The organism is Paenibacillus sp. J22P143 (assembly GCF_059692035.1).
On record NZ_JCAUAQ010000049.1, the window covers coordinates 1 to 17,615 of the forward strand.

Here is a 17,615-nt window from a genome sequence, read left to right on the forward strand (position 1 = left end):
CTACAAAATCACAACGGGCAAATTTGTTATGCGTGCTTATAAAAGCCCTCTCAAATTCGCGATGTATAAAAGCGACAACACCACAGTTGTATGGCAAGAGGAATCACCGCTTAGCTACAGCTCATCTTCGACAACTCAGAAGCTCATCAGAGGTGCGGATGAATATTACTACGGCGGAGGGATGCAGAATGGATTCTTCTCTCACCGCGATAAGACGATTAAGATCGCCAATAATTACGGCGACTGGGGCAGTGGCACCGTATCCAATCCGTCTCCATTTTATCTGAGCACGGCTGGCTATGGTGTACTCCGGAATACGTTCCAAGTCGGAACTTACGATTTCGGCAGCCCCGCTCAGTTGACACACAATGAGAACCGCTTTGATGCGTACTATTTTTACGGCGATACGTTCAAAGATATTTTGAATGGTTACACGGATTTGACCGGCAAGCCTTCCCTTATTCCCAGATGGGGAATGAGCATGGGTGATGCGGATTGTTATAACACAAGCAACACTGGCGCTAACAAAACGAATAAACTAACGACGCCGGATGTGTTGAAAGTGGCTCAAGGCTTTCGCGACAATGACATGCCGGGCGGGTGGCTGCTGCCGAACGACGGATATGGTTGTGGCTATGTGCAGCTGCCAAGCACTGTCGCACAGCTTCATGATTTGGGCTTTTACACAGGATTGTGGACGCAGAATGGCCTTGCTAATATTGCAACAGAAGTAGGCGTGGCAGGTACGCGTTTGAACAAACTGGACGTTGCTTGGGTCGGACCTGGGTACGACTTTGCGCTGGATGCTACGAAGCAGGCTCATCAAGGCGTCGAGAGCAATTCTAACTCTCGTGGATTCGTATGGTCCGTTGGCGGATGGGCGGGTACACAGCGTTATTCAACCGTGTGGTCAGGCGACCAATCCGGGAACTGGGAGTATATCCGCTTTCATATTCCATCGATGATCGGAGCCGGGCTTTCAGGCATACCGTACGCGACAGGTGACGTGGACGGGATTTTCGGCGGTAGCGCAAAGACGTATGTACGCGATTTGCAGTGGAAAGCCTTCACGCCGATCCTGATGAGTATGTCCGGATGGGCATCCGTAGATAAACAACCGTGGCGCTATGGAGAGCCTTACACAAGCTATAATCGCGATATTTTAAAGCTCAGACAGCGCTTAACGCCTTACTTCTACACCAATTTGAACGAAACTTATGAGTCGGGAGCACCGTTTACGAGAGGGATGGTTTACGAATTCCCGAATGATCCGAATACGAAGAACACGCTGACACAGTATCAATTCATGTCTGGCTCGTCTTTGCTGGTTGCACCTGTTTACAAAGATACGTCGATTAGGAATGGTATTTACCTTCCGAAAGGTAAATGGATTGACTACTGGACAGGCACGGAACATTACGGCTCTAAAATGCTTGATGAATACAATGCGCCGTTGAATGTGCTGCCGCTTCTTGTTAAGGCAGGAGCCATCATCCCGATGTACCCGGAAACGTTATATGACGGGCAAGTGCCACCGAATCCCATTACATACGACATCTATCCGTACAAAACTTCCAGCTTTACCATGTACGAAGATGACGGCGTGACTAGGGAACACCGCACTGGTAAATTTGCGAAAACAGTCATTACATCGATTGCGCCTGAAACAGGAACAGGTGACCTGAAAGTTCAAGTAGGCGCAAGCGTAGGCGAATACAACGGTAAATTGGCAGCACGTACAAATCAATTCCAAATTCATATGCATGCGAAACCGGCGAGCGTTACTGTTGACGGCTCGGCTTATACGGAATTGGCAACTAAAACTGCATGGACGTCATCCGCAAACGGTTGGTACTTCGATCCAACGGATAAAGGCGGCATCCTGTATGTGAAAACACCGGATATGAGGGCGGATCAAGGATTCGAATTGAAAGTAGCTGGTTTTGAGGCAGATATCACACCGCTTACAGACGCGACAGTTATACCATTGCCTGAACCAGATAACGATCCGACCAAAATTATGCAAGATGACATCGTGGCAACGGCTTCGAGTGTTGATACGACTGCTCCTATCGCCAATGCGCTGGATGGCAGTACGGAAACGATTTGGAGCACCAAGCTGGATGGCAGTGGACCACTGCCACAGTCGATCACACTTAATCTCGGTACGAAGTACTCCGTGAATAAATTAAAATATTTGCCTAGGCAATATTTGGGGACGGACGGTATTATTACAGCTTATAACGTCTACGTGAGTACAGATGGAACTAATTTTACAAAAGTGGCTACTGGCACATGGAATGCGGATAAGCTGGAAAAAACAGCGACGTTCACAACCGTGGAAGCGCAGTATGTGAAATTGGAAGCGACTGCCGGTGTGAATGGTTTGGCGTCTGCTGCTGAACTGAACGTGTACCGGGACGGTTCCGTGCTGATACCTCAAGCGATTCCGAAAAATCAGATGACAGCTTCAGCATTGAGCTTCCAGTCGGGCGAAGATGCGTCCAAAGCCATTGATGGTAATTCCAGTTCCATGTGGCATACCAAATGGGACGGCTCTACTAAATTGCCGCAATCCATTATTATCGATCTTGGCAAAGTGAAGAATATTAGCCAATTCCGTTACGCGCCTCGTTCCGATGCTGGCAATGGCACAATTACGACTTACAAATTGTATGTAAGTACGAATGGAACGAACTATACGCAGGTAAGTACGGGTGACTGGGCACGAAATAATGTGAAGAAATATGTTCCATTAACGGCTGTTGATGCACGTTATGTGAAGTTGGAAGCGATAGTTGCAGTTGGAGGCTTCGCGTCCGCTGCCGAAATCGACGTGTATGAAACTCCTGTAGCTCCTCCTACGTTAGGCGATATTGTGCAAGGCAAACCGGCAACGGCGGACAGCGTGGATCCCGCGTTCCCGGCAAGTAATGCCAACGACGGGAATGCGGCTACGATGTGGTCGGCGAATGATGCCAATCCGGGTCATGTTTGGTCCGCCGATTTGGGTAAAATGTATTCGATTCAAGGATTAGAGATTTCGTTTGGACAGAGCGATAAAGTATACAAATACAAGCTGGAAGTCCGCGAAGCGGGCAGCAGCAACTGGATTCAAGTGTTAAATCGCATGAACAATACCGAAGCTGGCCAAGTACTGAAAGATACATTCGGCAGCCAAGGGCGCTATGTGCGAATTACAATAACCGGACTGCCTGATGCGAATACGAAAGCCAGCATCTCCAACGTGAAGGTGATCGGCTTGCCTATCGTCGGTACAGCGCAGGCAGCGGGTGTAACCTTGGATCGTTCGGCGATCACGTTGAACGTATTCGACACGCCAGTTGCGCTGGAAGCAACGGTCATGCCTTTGAATGCAGCGAACACTTCAGTTAGTTGGAGCACAAGCAATCCAGCTATTGCGATGGTGGATAGTAATGGCTTTGTATTCCCGAAAGGGGCAGGTACGGCAACAATTACAGCAACAACAGCGGATGGCGGTTATAAAGCGACTGTGGGTGTTACCGTAAATGGGCAAACCGGTTTGGTGAAAATTCCGCAAACGCAAATGACGGCGACCGCTGCAAGCTACCAACCTGGAGATGACCCGAGTCATGTGCTCGACGGAGATCCAAGTACATGGTGGCACATCAAATGGTTCAATGTTGATCCGCTGCCACAATCCATTATTTTGAATGTGGGTGGGACTTACAAAATTAGCAAATTGGATTACACACCTCGTCCGGATGCTGGAAACGGAACGATTACTGCTTACAACGTATACGTCAGTGAGGACGGTGTCCAGTATACGAAAGTAGCGAGCGGAGCATGGCCGCAAAATAATGCGGTGAAAGAAGTGAATTTTGTTCCGGTAAAAGCCGCTTTCATCAAGCTTGAAGCAACTGCGGGTGCAGGAAACTATGCTTCTGCTTCCGAACTGAACGTTTATAAGAACGTCGAAGCACCTACGCTGCAAACCATTGCGTTTGATGCAGCGAGCTATGAAATGAGTCAAGGTCAATCTACACCGGTTAAAGTGACGGCTCAGTATTCAGACGGAAGCACTCAAGATGTGAGCACTGTATCCGTGTTGGAGATAGGTAATACGCTTCTTGCCTCGCTAGTAAACAGTACGATCACGGGTGTATCCCCAGGTGAAACTGTTGTAACGGCAACGTACGGTGGGAAGCAAGCAACTGCTGCGGTAGTGGTGAAGGTTGTTACTCCCCAAGGCCCGTACACGACGTTAACGGGAAGCAGCAGCATACAAAGCGGACAGCCGATTAGCATCACTTATGGTTTAAGCAGTGTGACGCAGCAGGTGTATGCCGAGGACATTACATTAACTTACGATCCGAATGTGATGGAATTCGTATCGGCCGAAGCATTGCTGCCAAACTTCAGCATTGTGAAGACCGTAAAAGATGTTCCAGGAAATCTGCGCTTACTTGCCGCAAGTCAAGGTGCTGGTCACTCTGTCACTGGTGATGCTCAGCTGATATTACTTTCATTTCGATCGAAGCTGACTCATGCAGTTACTACAACGTCAATCGCTGTAACAGATACTACGCTTGGTAATGAGCGAGGGAATGAGTTTAAAGCATTAAATTCCACTTTAAACGTTCAAGTAACACCACTTCCTATCGGTATCCCTGGCGATTTGAACCATGATGGGAAAATTTCGATTGGCGATCTGGGTAAGATGGCTGCAAATTACGGCAAAACGTCCACAAGCACTGATTGGGAAAGCGTGAAAGACGCTGATACGAACAATGACGGACAAATTGACATCACAGATCTGGCATTCATTGCAAGGAAAATTATGGAATAGCAACAAAATCAGAGAGACCCTTAAGTTCAGGGGTCTCCTCTAATTTTCGTGTATTACGAGAGGATGGGGGCAAGATGAAGTATAAAAAAATGCTTACTGCATTAGCTTGCAATCTTTGCTTCTCGGTCGCACTATTAACTCCCGCCTATGCGGAAGATGCTCCCAAATTTGTGATGACAACCTCGGATACCGAATCTACGGGCGAATTTACAGTTACTTTGCAAGGGGAGAATATTCGGGATTTATATGCCTATGAAGCGATATTCAGCTTCGACGAAAGTCAGCTTGAGGTGATCAAGGCAGATACGAAGATAGATGGATTCTCCATTTCTCCTATTGTGAAGAACAATGAAGTTACTTTTGCTCATACAAAAGTAGGGCAGGTGGATGGTGAGAAAGGGGATCTCGACATTGGCACCATTACGTTTAAGGCCAAAAAAGTAGGGACAACAACAATTAATTGGACCTCTGTGAAAATCGTGGATCACAACCTTGGAAATCAATTAATTACACTTAATCAATCTTTGGATTTCACCAAAATGTTCAGTGATCTAGCAGGTCATTGGGCCAAATCCGATATTATGCAGATGGTCAGTAAACGTATTGTGGAAGGTATGGATGATGATCATTTCCAGCCGGACACCAATGTGACACGAGCACAGTTTGCAACTTTAATTACCAAAGCCTTAAACCTGAAGGATGGCGCCGAACGAAATCCTTTCGATGACGTCGCATCGGGCTCCTGGTATGAGGACACTGTGAAGAAAGCGTATGCGGCAGGACTTATCAACGGCGTTTCTGATCGTGAATTTGAGCCCGAGAAGAATATAACTCGCGAAGAAATGACTGCGATGCTCATGAGAGCGAAGGCTCAAAAAACAGGGATTCAAGTGGACGATATGAGGGCTGATGCGTCAATCCAATTCAGTGATCATGGAGCAGTCAGCGATTGGGCAAAAAAGTTTGTTGAGCTTGCTGTCGATTCTGGCTTAATGAATGGCAAATCAGAGCATGAGTTTGCTCCGCAGGATCAAGCAACTAGAGCAGAAGCAGTCGTTGTACTTAACCGGCTATTATCTGGGAAGGACTCTAAATAGTCCACTTATTATTGGGAGGTAGAAAAATGTATTCGGAGATAAGAAAAACTGGAAAGAAATATCTGGCAGTCCTATTAACATTTTTTATGCTTGTGACATCGTTGGTAAGTGTAAATAGCGATAGTGTGAGCGCTGCTACACCTCCAATTGGGGAAATAAAAAATGTAGCACTTAATAAGACAATGAGTGGCAGCGTTGCATTTTCAAATTTAGGAGCGATTAATGACGGCGTCAAAAACAACTCTAATGCGTTTTCACAGGATTATCCGAACGGAAGCGGGTTACAGTGGATACAACTTGATCTCGGTAAGAGTTATGACCTTTCAGGTGTGAATTTATGGCACTATTGGAATGACGGAAGGAAATACCGTGATGTTATCGTGAGACTGTCGAACTCTTCTGATTTCACAAGCGGAGTAACGACTATGTTTAACAACGATACCAATAACAGTGCGGGATTTGGTGTAGGTACAGATACCGAATATGTTGAAACAAGCGCTGGAAAGAGTATAAGCTTCAACAACACTAACGCAAGGTATGTCAGGATCTACTCCAACGGCAGCTCTGCAAACGCTAACAATCATTATGTTGAAGTTGAAGTCATGGGCTCCGAGCCTGCACCAACTTCAATCCCGTTAACACCGGTTGGATATGCATACCCGATGGGAACATCCCGCATAAATGCAAGCTGGAGTTTGCCTGATGGCGCATCAAGCTATGATATTGAGGTCGACGGTAATGTAATAACCGATGTAACTATGCCTTACGGACATACCGGCCTTTCTGCGGAAACAACCCACAATTACAGGGTAAGATCCAAAAATTATTTAGGAACAAGCGAATGGAGTACACCATTCAGCAGTAAGACACTGGCTCCTGTTGCAATCAGTTCAAGGTTTATGGGACCTGACCCGGGAGCAGCACAAGGTACCAATCCCAGTTCTGACGTATATGTGTTAAGCAATTCAATACTTTCGGCCAAGTTTCAGTTAACGGGGAGCAATTTGACCCTTGCGGAATTCCAGGACAAGATAGCTGGAAAAGTTAACCCTATACTTGCAGGCAATCTCTTTACTATTGAATTATCAGGCGGGACAAGCCTGGTTGACTCCGATATGATAGCAGGAGTACCCGTACTTACACGCGTTGCAGGCAATGCTGCTAGCGCAAAAGTATCTGACCGTTATGATGGTTGGAAGATAAGTGTGCCGTTTACCTATACAAGCGGAGGGAATACGCTGACGGTTATCTGGAGCGCTACACTGCGCGACGGTTCCAATTACATCATACAGGATGTCGTGTATACGGCTGATACGGGAAGCTGGAATGTGACCAAAGTTAAGCTTATAGACATCACAGCTGCTGGAGTGGAGAAAGCGGGTGAGGTTGACGGTTCACCGTTCTTTGCTGGCAAGGTTTTCTTTGCTCAGCAAACACCTGTAGCAAAGGTTAACATTAATGGAAGTAATGCTACGGCTTATGTGGAAAGAGGAGACGCAACATTACAGGGACAATCCTTTGCACAAAGTTCGGTTATAGGAATATATCCCGGTAATCAAAAACTAAGAGCTTTCCAGTACTATCTGGAGAGAGAAAGGGCACATGAGCACTACAGCTTCCTACATTATAATTCGTGGTTTGATTTGAGCTGGATTACAGATACCTATATGACGGAAGCAAATTCAGTAGATACCATTAACATGTGGGGGCAGAAATTCGTTCAGCAGAGAGGGGCCGCATTAAAAAACTTCCTGTTTGACGATGGGTACGATGACTATAGCACTACAGCATCAACGATTTGGGATTTAAACCCGCAAAAATACCCAAATGGTGCATCCAAGATGAAGACTGCTGCAGAGAGCTTCGGGGCAAGTCTTGGCTTTTGGTTGAGTCCAACAGGCGGATACTATGATAAATTGACGAAAAGGGTTGCTGTTGGGAAAAAGATGAATCCTCCTACAGAAACCAAGATGAGCGGTACAGAAGAAATATTCAAAATGAGCGGTCCAAACTACTATAACGTATTTAAAAATGCAGTTACCAAGAAACAGCTCCAGGAAGGTGGAAAATATTTCAAGTTCGACAGGACTGAAGGCATAGAAGACTTCCACGCACTCTTGAGACTTACACAAGATATGAGGGTAAACGACCCATCGGTATTTATTAATGCGACCGTTGGAACTTGGGCTTCTCCTTTCTTTACCTTCTATGTAGATTCGATCTGGCGCGGTGGCGCAGATATGGGTAAGACAGGTGCAGGATCCATCAGGCAGCAGTGGCTGAATTATCGTGACCAAGTTAGCCAGAACCTGCTGCAAAAGAATCCATACTATCCGTTGAACTCGCTTATGGTCCACGGTATTGTTCATTCAAGATTCGGTCAGGGGGCTTGGGTGAGCCATGAAACCGGAACTGAGAACGGGCCATTGTTAGACATGACAAAACCAGAGAACCTGAAAGATTTTGAAGATGAGGTATGGTCATTCTTTGCATCTGGATATAACCTCCAGGAATTATATGTTCGCCCAACTTCCGATTACACAACGGATAAAATGTGGGATATTCTTGCCGAGGCATCTGCTTGGGCTGGGTTAAACCATGACGTGCTTCTTGATTCGCGCTTCATCGGCGGAGATCCAGGTAATGGAGAAACTTACGGCATAGCATCGTATGCTACGGAAAAAGGAATTTTAATGTTAAGAAACCCTAGCAGTACAAGCAAAACCATAAGCATTGACGTAAATGATGCTTTTACTTTGCCTTCCGGCGCCAAAGCAGGCTACAGGTTCGTTAACAAGCTCAAAGGCGAAACAGACCTGCATTTAAAATCAGGGGATCCAAACACATTTACGATTCCTGCCAATTCTATTCTTCTTTATGAGGCATATCCGGAAGGAACTGCTGTTATTCCCCAAGAAGTGGAAACAGTATCGATTGCTATTCCAGTTACGCAATCGATGGTCAATGCTTCTACGAATCAATGGCCTGGCACAGGGACAGCGCAGCAGAATGGATGGCGTGCGTTCGATGGCGATATAAACACATCGCCCGATGCGTTGTCGGGTTCAGCATGGGCGCTTGTAGACTTAGGCGAAAACAATAAGCAAGTGATCGACACTATCAAGTTCTATCCAAGATCAGGTTATCTAAGCCGGATGAACGGAGCGATTTTCCAAGGTTCCAACGATGGAACGAACTTCGTTGATCTGTATACAGTAGGCAGCATCAGCAGTTCTAAATGGTATACGGTGCCGGTAAAAGACAAGACACCTTTCCGTTATTTCCGCTATTACACGCCTAGCGGATTTGCTAACATTGGAGAAATCCAGCTTATTAAACCGTTGATTGACAAGACGTTGCTCACGCAGCTGTTGAACCAAGCGGCAGCCGTTAATGCTAACCAGTACACGGCCGTCAGCTACACGGCACTTCAAACAGCCCTAACGACGGCGACTAGCGTGTCTGCGAGTGCAAGTGCAACACAGGCAGATATCGATGCTGCGTCGGTCAGTCTGCAGACAGCACTGAACGGATTGCAAATTCAGCTCTCTCCTAAGTCTAGATTGACAGGTTTATCGCAGGTAACTTCTGGGCAAACCTTCACTCTGACGATGGGGCTGACAGACGTTACGCAAAGCGTGTACCAGCAAGTGTATGCCCAAGTTCTAACACTTCAGTATGACCCTTCAAGTGTGCAATTCGATGCGGTTACATCTGTAAAAGAAGGGTTTCAAGTCATCGATAAAAAGGAAACAGCTCCGGGACAACTCCGGATTGTGGCTGCGAGCGTGGGTGCGAACGTGTCTACCCAAGGCGATGTGCTCGCGATCCAATTTAAGGCTAAATCTGTAGCCCAAGCAACCAGTACGACAATTTCTGTGGGCCATGTAAGTATTGCTAACGGGGCGGGAAATGAGCTGCAGTTGGGCGGTTCCTCCCACGAGATCCAAATAACTATACCTAGTACACCTGTAGACAAGTCACTCTTGAATACGTCGATAGCAAGTGCTCAGGTGAAGTACAATGCAGCAGCAGAAGGCAATAGAGATGGTCTGTACGCGGTTGGCTCCAAAACGCAATTGCATTCGGCTATCGATACGGCTAATGCTACAGCGAATAATGCGAACGCGACTCAGCAGCAGGTGAATAATGCGAAGACCGCATTGGAAGCAGCAGTTCAGTTGTTTGAAAGCAAGCTAATAATCGCAGATATCAATGGAAATGGTGTCTCAATTGGAGACTTGGCTATTGTTGCGGGAGCTTATGGTAATAGTCGAGGTCAAGAAGGCTGGAATGAGAAAGCGGATGTAAACCATGATGGCAAGGTTGACATTGAGGACCTAGCAATCGTAGCGCTTGCGATCTTGCAATAAAACAGCTTCGAATGAATATGGATTAGATTCACCAAGTGAACGGGATTGGCTTTAGACTAAAGAATTGAAAGATAAAGGCCAGGAATGTATTCCTGGCCTTTATTTTGTTACCCGAAATAGGCAGCCTTTTTACCCTTTCAGCTACTATTTTTAAAACAGGATATTATAAATGTGAAACTCGATTGGGGCTCTGCAACGCTTGTTATATCCCGAATTCCGTACCTCTATTTCAATAGTATCCGAAAACATCTATAAATGCTCTATGTCCAAATGTGCGTACTGATTTGTATAATATTAGGTGGTGAAATGGTTTTCTATAGCAAGTTAATCGATTAGAGAGGTTGATTTTAATGAAGGCATTCGGCCAACCGTGGAAAATTTCAACTACACTCTATATTTTGTTGTTTGTCATGATAGTTGTTCCGATTACCTCGGTTAGCCTTATGATTCTTCAAGTATATAAGGGCGATTTGCTAGGGCAAACAACAGATAGAACCTTGCAGACATTAAGTACATTGGTTTATTCTGCTGAGCGGGAAATAAAAAAAATAGAGTATGTTTCTGCAGCGATCGGAGTTGATCAAAAAGTTTTAAATATAGCATCGAGGTTATCTCGAACGGATGACTTCGAACGACAAGCCGATATTAATGAGATGGTAAGTGCAATGGATCGATACAGTTCTTCTATGAACAATTCTGTGTTATCCATAACATTTTTCTTTAAAAATAGCGGCTTCTATTCATATAGTCGCCCATTGTTAGAGGATGAAGTTAGTTCTCGCCAATCGGACTGGTATATGAAAACGATTTCTATGAAAGGGGAAGTACATTTCGAGGGCATGCAAACCAACGTTTTGTACGATACGAGTAGTGATAAAAACGTGATAACAGCGTCATTTTCGCCAAAACCGTCACTAGGGTTGTCAGATGTTGAGTTAATTTATTTTGTATTTAGCCGAGAGGCAATTGAGAACATTTTACGCCAAAATCCGTATGGCTCCTCAGCATTTCTAATTGTTAACGATGTTGGACAAGAAGTGGCTTCCAGTTATGGACAATCTAACATTTTAAATATAAGCGAAAGTCTTATTCGAAAAATCTCCTTGTTACAGGAAGGGGAATTCGTCGAGTCTGTAAACGGAGATAAAACGCATGTCATTTTTGCAACAGTTGCAAATTCGGGATGGAAGGTGATTCATCAAATTCCATATAGGCAACTTACGGAAACCTACGATAACATTTACAAGTTGGTCATTATTATTACATTCTTAAGTTCGGCCACTTTTTTGATCATTTCGTTTTACCTTGTGAGAAGCTTGACCAAGCCGATTCATATGCTAGTAAGAAAGATGTCCAGAGTTGTTGACGGGAATTTTACCGCTAAAATTGAAGCTACCGGAAGTAGAGAGATGATCACAATTGGCAACACGTTTAATCTTATGCTGGATCAAATTAAGATGCTCATTCGACAAAAAGAATGGGAAGAAAGAGCGAAAAGGAAAGCGGAGTTTGCAGCTTTGCAATCACAGATTAATCCTCACTTTCTGATCAATACACTCAATGCGATCAATCTTATGGCACTGATCAGTAAAGTAGACAATATCCGTAACATGACAGTTGCCTTGATGCGGCTTGTTTCATCTTCCTTCAATCGGGGAGGTATCCTAATACAGTTTTCGGAAGAAATTGAGAATCTGAAACATTACCTCTACATTATGGAGATCCGATATGGCAAAAAAGTTACTATTATTTGGGATGTGGAAGAAGAAGCAAATGAATATTTCATTTTGAAATTGCTTTTGCAACCAATCTTGGAGAATGCTTTCATCCATGGTTTGAACGGCAAGGAAACGGATGGTATGCTCGTTATTTCTGTAACGATTTTGATGAATACATTACGGATTGAGGTAGCGGATAACGGAAGAGGAATATCAGAAGAAAAGTTAACTCGATTGAATAGGAACAGCAGAGAAAGCGCTTTTAGCGGGATGGGGATTGTAAATGTGCATCATCGTATTCAGTTGCATTATGGAGAAAGCTTTGGGTTATCTGTTGAAGCGAATGAACCTACAGGTACAAAAGTTATCATTCATATCCCCGTTATCACTACTAATATTGATGTGAAATAGCACATGAATTATCATGTTTTTACCATAAACGATCATTTGATCGCGCTTACAAACGATATATGATTAGATCAGGTAAAAAAACCAAATATTTATCCAACATGGAGGGGTAGTCAATGAACAAGAAAAAGATGGTTAGTTCTTTGGTAGTACTTGGTATGGTATCATTAAGCGCTTTAACAGGCTGCGGGAACAGCGCAGAACCGGCAAGTTCTGCTTCACCGGGAGTCAAATCAACTAATGCGTCTGCAAAACCAGCTGCGCCAGTAACATTGAAATTAGCGATGTGGGAATCACAAGGCGATATCGATTTTTGGACGGAAAAAGGGAAAGAGTATAATAAACTTAAACCAAATGTGACAGTGGAGATCAATAAGGTACCGGATAACAAAGGGCAATATTTGAAAATCGCCCTTGCAGCAAAAGATATGCCGGATGTGTTTTACATGAAACCGAATGCTTTGCAAGTATACAAGGATGCCTTGCTACCGCTCGATGACTTAAAAGCAACAGCGAATAATAAATTTGCAGGAAAGCTTGACGGCAAAGTTGTGGGTCTGCCATTAGTATCATTTTCCGAATATGTCTATTATCATCCAAGCATTTTCAAAGAATTGGGTGTTGAGGTCCCAAAAACGTTACCTGAGTTCGAAAAGCTGTTAGAAACAATAAAAGCAAATGGTAAATATACGCCAATTTCCATTGGTCTGAAAGATAGCTGGACGTCTTACCCGTTCATGGAATTCGGTATGCATATGCTTTCTTCTGATGAAGACTATTTAACGAATTTGCCGAAAAATGAAGCACCATTTGGAGCAGGCAGTTCATTTGATAAAGCCACAAAGTTTCTTAAGAATATTGCAACCCAAAAACTTGCAGGCACTGACCCGTTATCTGTTTCCTTTGACCAGCAAACACAATTATTCGAGGCAAAAAAAGCTGCGATGACCGCACTTGGTCAATGGTACTACGGAAGTTATATGGACAAAGTGAAATCAGATGAGGATTTGGCTGCATTCCCTATGCCTTGGAGAAGTGCAGAAAGCGAGCCCCTAACCTCAATGACAGTTTCCGATATGTATATTGGCGTTAGTAATAAATCGAAAAACGTAGATGAAGCGAAAGCATTCATGGAGTGGATGTTCAGTAATGAAGTTTATAAATCCTACGTTGATAAGTTCCAACAAACATCTACCATGAAGGATGTTTCTGCGAATACGCCATTCTTCAATAAAGTGGCAGAAAAGACGCCTTTCAAACCTTTTGTTTATAAGGGCCAAGATGAATTGTATAACAAAGTAAAAAGTGCTGCTCAGCAAGATGTTACTATTTCAGCTCAAGATATTTTTTCAGGAAAGCAGATAGATGCGATTGAAAAAGACTTAAATGATAAATGGAAAAAAGCAGTGGATGCAAGCAAATAATAAGTTGTAGGAATGGGTGCTATTTGCTTACAGGCATAGCACCTTTTCTTAACCTCAGGAGTGAATGAGATGAATTATAGAATTCAACAAAAAGTAATCATATTTTCGTTTCTTCTCGTACCGGTAACCTTGCTATTATTATTTCTCGTATATCCAACTATACAATTGGTACGGTACAGCTTTACGAATTGGGATGGCTATAGTCCAATTTTGACGTATATCGGTTTCGACAATTACAAAAAAGTACTGTTTGATTTCCCTGATGCCTGGCATTCCATACAAAACAATGGCCTATATTTTGTCATTCATGCACTCGTCATTCCGCTTGACCTTGTGGTCGCAGTATTATTGAATCGTTCGATCCGCGGAAGTTCGTTTTTCCGCTTTACGGTTTTGATGCCATACATTGTGAATGGAATCGCAGTAGCTTACATGTTTAGTTATATTTACAATCCGTTCAATGGTCCACTGAATGAATTTCTAAAATGGCTGGGTCTGGAATCATGGATTACGGGGTGGCTCAGCAATACGTCAGTCGTGAACTATTCGCTCGTTGCTGTTTCATTATGGAGATTTTCGGGTTTTCATATCATTCTTATGTTAGCAGGTCTACAGTCTATATCGAATGATTTGTATGAAGCAGCGAAAATGGATGGAGCGGACTTCTGGAAACAGCAGTTGCACATCACACTGCCTGGTATACGTCGTGTACTTGAAATTTGCTTATTTCTTAATGTCACTGGAGCGTTGCTTCAATATGACATCCCGCTTGTTATTACAGGTGGTGGGCCAGGGATTGAGAGCAGTACGTTTGGACTTTTTGCTATCAGGACAGCCTTCGCGCATAACAGTTATGGTTTGGCGTCGGCGATGGCTTTTATTCTTTTGCTGATGATGATCATATTCTCATCCTTACAAAGTTGGTTAGTCAAAGACAGGAGTGAAAATTAATTGAAAAACAAACTTAGGAGATTTCCTTGGTTAGAGAACTCGATCTATTATATCTTGTTTACAGGAATAGTTGGCATTGTGTTTGTTCCCATTTTATTGGTTGTATTCGGATCATTTAAGAGCAATGCCGAGTTGGCTGCAACCTCCCCCTTTTCATTACCTGTCAGCTTTCTGCATCTAGATAATTATCAAACAGCGCTAGAAAAAGGAAAATTATTGCTCGGACTTTGGAACTCCTTTTTACTTATAGTGATCAGTATGTCGGGAAATGCCGTATTAGGTACGATGACCGCCTATGTATTAAATCGGTTTCAGTTCAAACTAAAAAAGTTGATATTGGCTCTATTTATGGTAGCGTTGATGATCCCCACCTATACGACAGAAATTGCGCGTTTTCAGCTTATTCATACACTTGGCGTATATAACACTATCTTTGCACCGATTTTGATTTATATTGGAACCGACATTTTACAAATCTATATTTATATACAATTTTTAGAGAAAATATCAGAGCAATTGGATGAGAGCGCAATGCTTGACGGAGCTTCCTACTTACGAATTTTTCGCTCGATTATTTTTCCGCTATTGCTTCCGGCAACAGCAACGCTTGGAATACTAAAAGGCGTTTCGATTATGAACGATATCTTTGTTCAGCAGCTTTATATGCCGAAGCAATCGCTTGCGACAATGGCTACCTCCCTAACAACTTTTGTAGGCGAACGTTCTTCAGATTTGGGAGCTTTATGTGCAGCAATCATGATCGTGATGCTTCCAAGTGCTATTTTTTATATCGTATTTCAAAGATTTATTTTTAAGGGATTGATGGATGGAGCGATGAAAGGGTAAGCAAATTTACCATAGGCATGGGAGATGGTCTGGATGTATAGAATGATGATCGTGGACGATGAACCACTTGTTAGAGTGGCTCTGCATCAGATGGTTGCGTGGGAAAAAATGGATATCCAAATTACGTGCGAAGCAGCTGATGGAGATGAAGCGCTTCATATTTTGCAACAGCGCGATGATATCGATATTCTCCTTGTTGATATCCAAATGTCAAGAATGGGTGGTATTGAACTGATGCGATCTTTCCAATCCGCTGGGCTGCGGAGAAGACCGATCACGATCGTGTTAAGCGCATTTAGCGATTATTCCTATGTCAGGGAAGCTTTTTTGCTTGGGGCTCTCGATTATATTGTGAAAGCTGATATGGATGAAGAACATATTATTCCGGTTGTGAAGAATGCAATTGAGGAATTAAAACATCAAGGAATTCAAATTGAATCGAATGAAAAGAATCTCTTTTTCAAATTGCAGGATGAGAGGAAACGAATTATTCAACAGCTTATATCACAAGAACCCAATCAAAACAAGCAGTATGTTGCTCATTTGGAGACTGAAATATGTAAATGGTTAGGAGAAATCAATCAGGTGGTTACTGTGATTTCATTTGCGAATGGCTCTAACAATTCGATTACGGATGATTTTATTAAACAAACAATATATTCCGTGCTGGACTCAATGTCCATCCAACATGCAACTCATTGCTTAGATGCGAATAAGGTTTATTTGTTCTTTACTCTTCCGCATTATAGAAGCGCTAGCGTGCTGCAGGAACAAATCCATTCGGCACTAACGCTAGTCAAAACGCGGTTTGAACAATATGGGAATGTGTTGCTTACGGCTGGCATAAGTGAAGTAACGTGCGGAAAAAATCAATGGCATCGATTGTATCAACAAGCAAGTTTCTTGTTATCCTTGAGCTATTATGAAGGGTATAATAAGTTTTTTTACCCCGATATATTGATGAATAAAGGATATAGAATGGAGCAAAGTGAGGCAAGTCTTGTCACGTCTCGGAACATTTTGAAGAAGATAGGAGCAAACCTTGTTAGGCTTTTCGAGAATGAGAATGCGGTACTATGGGAGCATGAATTTGAGGAGATTTCCAAACTTTTACGTGAATCGAGACCTATAAATCCATTGGAAACTAAAGCAATGTTTGCGGATTTTTTATGGGAGCTCGGCGCACCAGTATACCAACGGGGCATTCGATGGGATTTGATGTTAACACCATCTAGTGATCCATTCGAAATAATAAAAAAATCGCAAACATTAGAGGAAACGCTAGGTTGGCTTAAACAAATATGCTGCAAAATTTATGAGATTATTCACAATCAAAGATTAAAAGCTAACGAACGTTATAGCTGCATTGTGCTCAAGGCAAAAAGATATATGGATGATCATTTTTGGGAGGAATTGAATTTAAGCTTCATTAGCGAAATGGTGGGGGTAAGCGAGAGCCATTTAAGTAAACAATTTACGAAGGATGTAGGCGAAAGCTTCATTCAATATCTAACAAATTTGCGCATAGATGAGTCCAAAAAAATGCTGAAAATGGGCTATAAAATCATTGAAGTTTCTGACAAAGTTGGCTATACGAATGCGGAACATTTTAGTCGGGTATTCAAGAAAGTAACAGGCAATAGTCCCAAAGAATATCGAGATCAAGCTAAAGAAATGAGAGGTAAATCACATGAAATATCATTCTTTAATTGTTAAAAGCCTATTACAATTACGCTGTAAGCGCTTCAATGTGCTTATTTTCTGCATGTTAATCCATGGAAAGATAGTGAACTAAGATCTAATAAATAGAAAGGTTACTTGTGAAGGACTGTAAAGCAGTAGGATTGTAAATTCACTAAGGGGATGATGAAATTGGCTTGGAATCGTAAACTTTCTAAATTATCGACTTGTCTTGTTTTCTTTATGTCTATTCAGGTGATGGGCAGTTTCAGTGGAACATTAACAAA

General features: G+C 43.1%; 8 protein-coding genes. All 8 read left to right on the plus strand.

Annotated elements, in window-relative coordinates:
* Nucleotides 1–28 precede the first annotated feature (28 nt).
* The 8 genes from AC58PQ_RS29010 (at nt 29) to AC58PQ_RS29045 (ending at nt 17,364) form a co-directional block, all read left to right on the plus strand.
* The gene (locus AC58PQ_RS29010) at nt 29–4,831 is read left to right on the plus strand and encodes a discoidin domain-containing protein (protein WP_497247776.1); all 4,803 of its coding nucleotides are present in this window, start codon (nt 29–31) and stop codon (nt 4,829–4,831) included.
* A gap of 74 nt (nt 4,832–4,905) precedes the next feature.
* Nucleotides 4,906–5,928, plus strand: coding sequence for an S-layer homology domain-containing protein (locus AC58PQ_RS29015; protein ID WP_497247778.1), 1,023 nt, complete (start codon nt 4,906–4,908; stop codon nt 5,926–5,928).
* A 26-nt stretch (nt 5,929–5,954) separates the two neighbouring features.
* Entirely contained in the window at nt 5,955–10,301 is a 4,347-nt protein-coding gene (locus AC58PQ_RS29020) for a cohesin domain-containing protein (RefSeq protein ID WP_497247780.1), read from the plus strand.
* A gap of 350 nt (nt 10,302–10,651) precedes the next feature.
* Nucleotides 10,652–12,430: a sensor histidine kinase gene (locus AC58PQ_RS29025; protein ID WP_497247782.1), complete on the plus strand. Its 1,779-nt coding sequence runs from the start codon at nt 10,652–10,654 to the stop codon at nt 12,428–12,430.
* A 113-nt stretch (nt 12,431–12,543) separates the two neighbouring features.
* Complete coding sequence (locus AC58PQ_RS29030) at nt 12,544–13,851, plus strand: ABC transporter substrate-binding protein (protein ID WP_497247784.1); 1,308 nt, start codon at nt 12,544–12,546, stop codon at nt 13,849–13,851.
* Between the two features lie 69 nt (nt 13,852–13,920).
* On the plus strand, nt 13,921–14,802 hold the full coding sequence (locus AC58PQ_RS29035; protein ID WP_497247786.1) for a carbohydrate ABC transporter permease: 882 nt from the start codon (nt 13,921–13,923) through the stop codon (nt 14,800–14,802).
* 78 nt (nt 14,803–14,880) lie between these two features.
* Nucleotides 14,881–15,648: a carbohydrate ABC transporter permease gene (locus AC58PQ_RS29040; protein WP_497247788.1), complete on the plus strand. Its 768-nt coding sequence runs from the start codon at nt 14,881–14,883 to the stop codon at nt 15,646–15,648.
* Between the two features lie 33 nt (nt 15,649–15,681).
* Nucleotides 15,682–17,364 (plus strand): response regulator transcription factor, encoded by a 1,683-nt coding sequence (locus AC58PQ_RS29045; protein ID WP_497247790.1) that lies wholly within the window; start codon nt 15,682–15,684, stop codon nt 17,362–17,364.
* Nucleotides 17,365–17,615: the final 251 nt, after the last annotated feature.

What these genes read in the sequence shown, in the direction of transcription:
- AC58PQ_RS29030 (WP_497247784.1), top strand. Translation starts at nt 12,544, where the DNA reads ATGAACAAGAAAAAGATGGTTAGTTCTTTGGTAGTACTTGGTATGGTA.
- AC58PQ_RS29020 (WP_497247780.1), top strand. Translation starts at nt 5,955, where the DNA reads ATGTATTCGGAGATAAGAAAAACTGGAAAGAAATATCTGGCAGTCCTA.
- AC58PQ_RS29035 (WP_497247786.1), top strand. Translation starts at nt 13,921, where the DNA reads ATGAATTATAGAATTCAACAAAAAGTAATCATATTTTCGTTTCTTCTC.
- AC58PQ_RS29015 (WP_497247778.1), top strand. Translation starts at nt 4,906, where the DNA reads ATGAAGTATAAAAAAATGCTTACTGCATTAGCTTGCAATCTTTGCTTC.
- AC58PQ_RS29025 (WP_497247782.1), top strand. Translation starts at nt 10,652, where the DNA reads ATGAAGGCATTCGGCCAACCGTGGAAAATTTCAACTACACTCTATATT.
- AC58PQ_RS29010 (WP_497247776.1), top strand. Translation starts at nt 29, where the DNA reads ATGCGTGCTTATAAAAGCCCTCTCAAATTCGCGATGTATAAAAGCGAC.
- AC58PQ_RS29045 (WP_497247790.1), top strand. Translation starts at nt 15,682, where the DNA reads ATGTATAGAATGATGATCGTGGACGATGAACCACTTGTTAGAGTGGCT.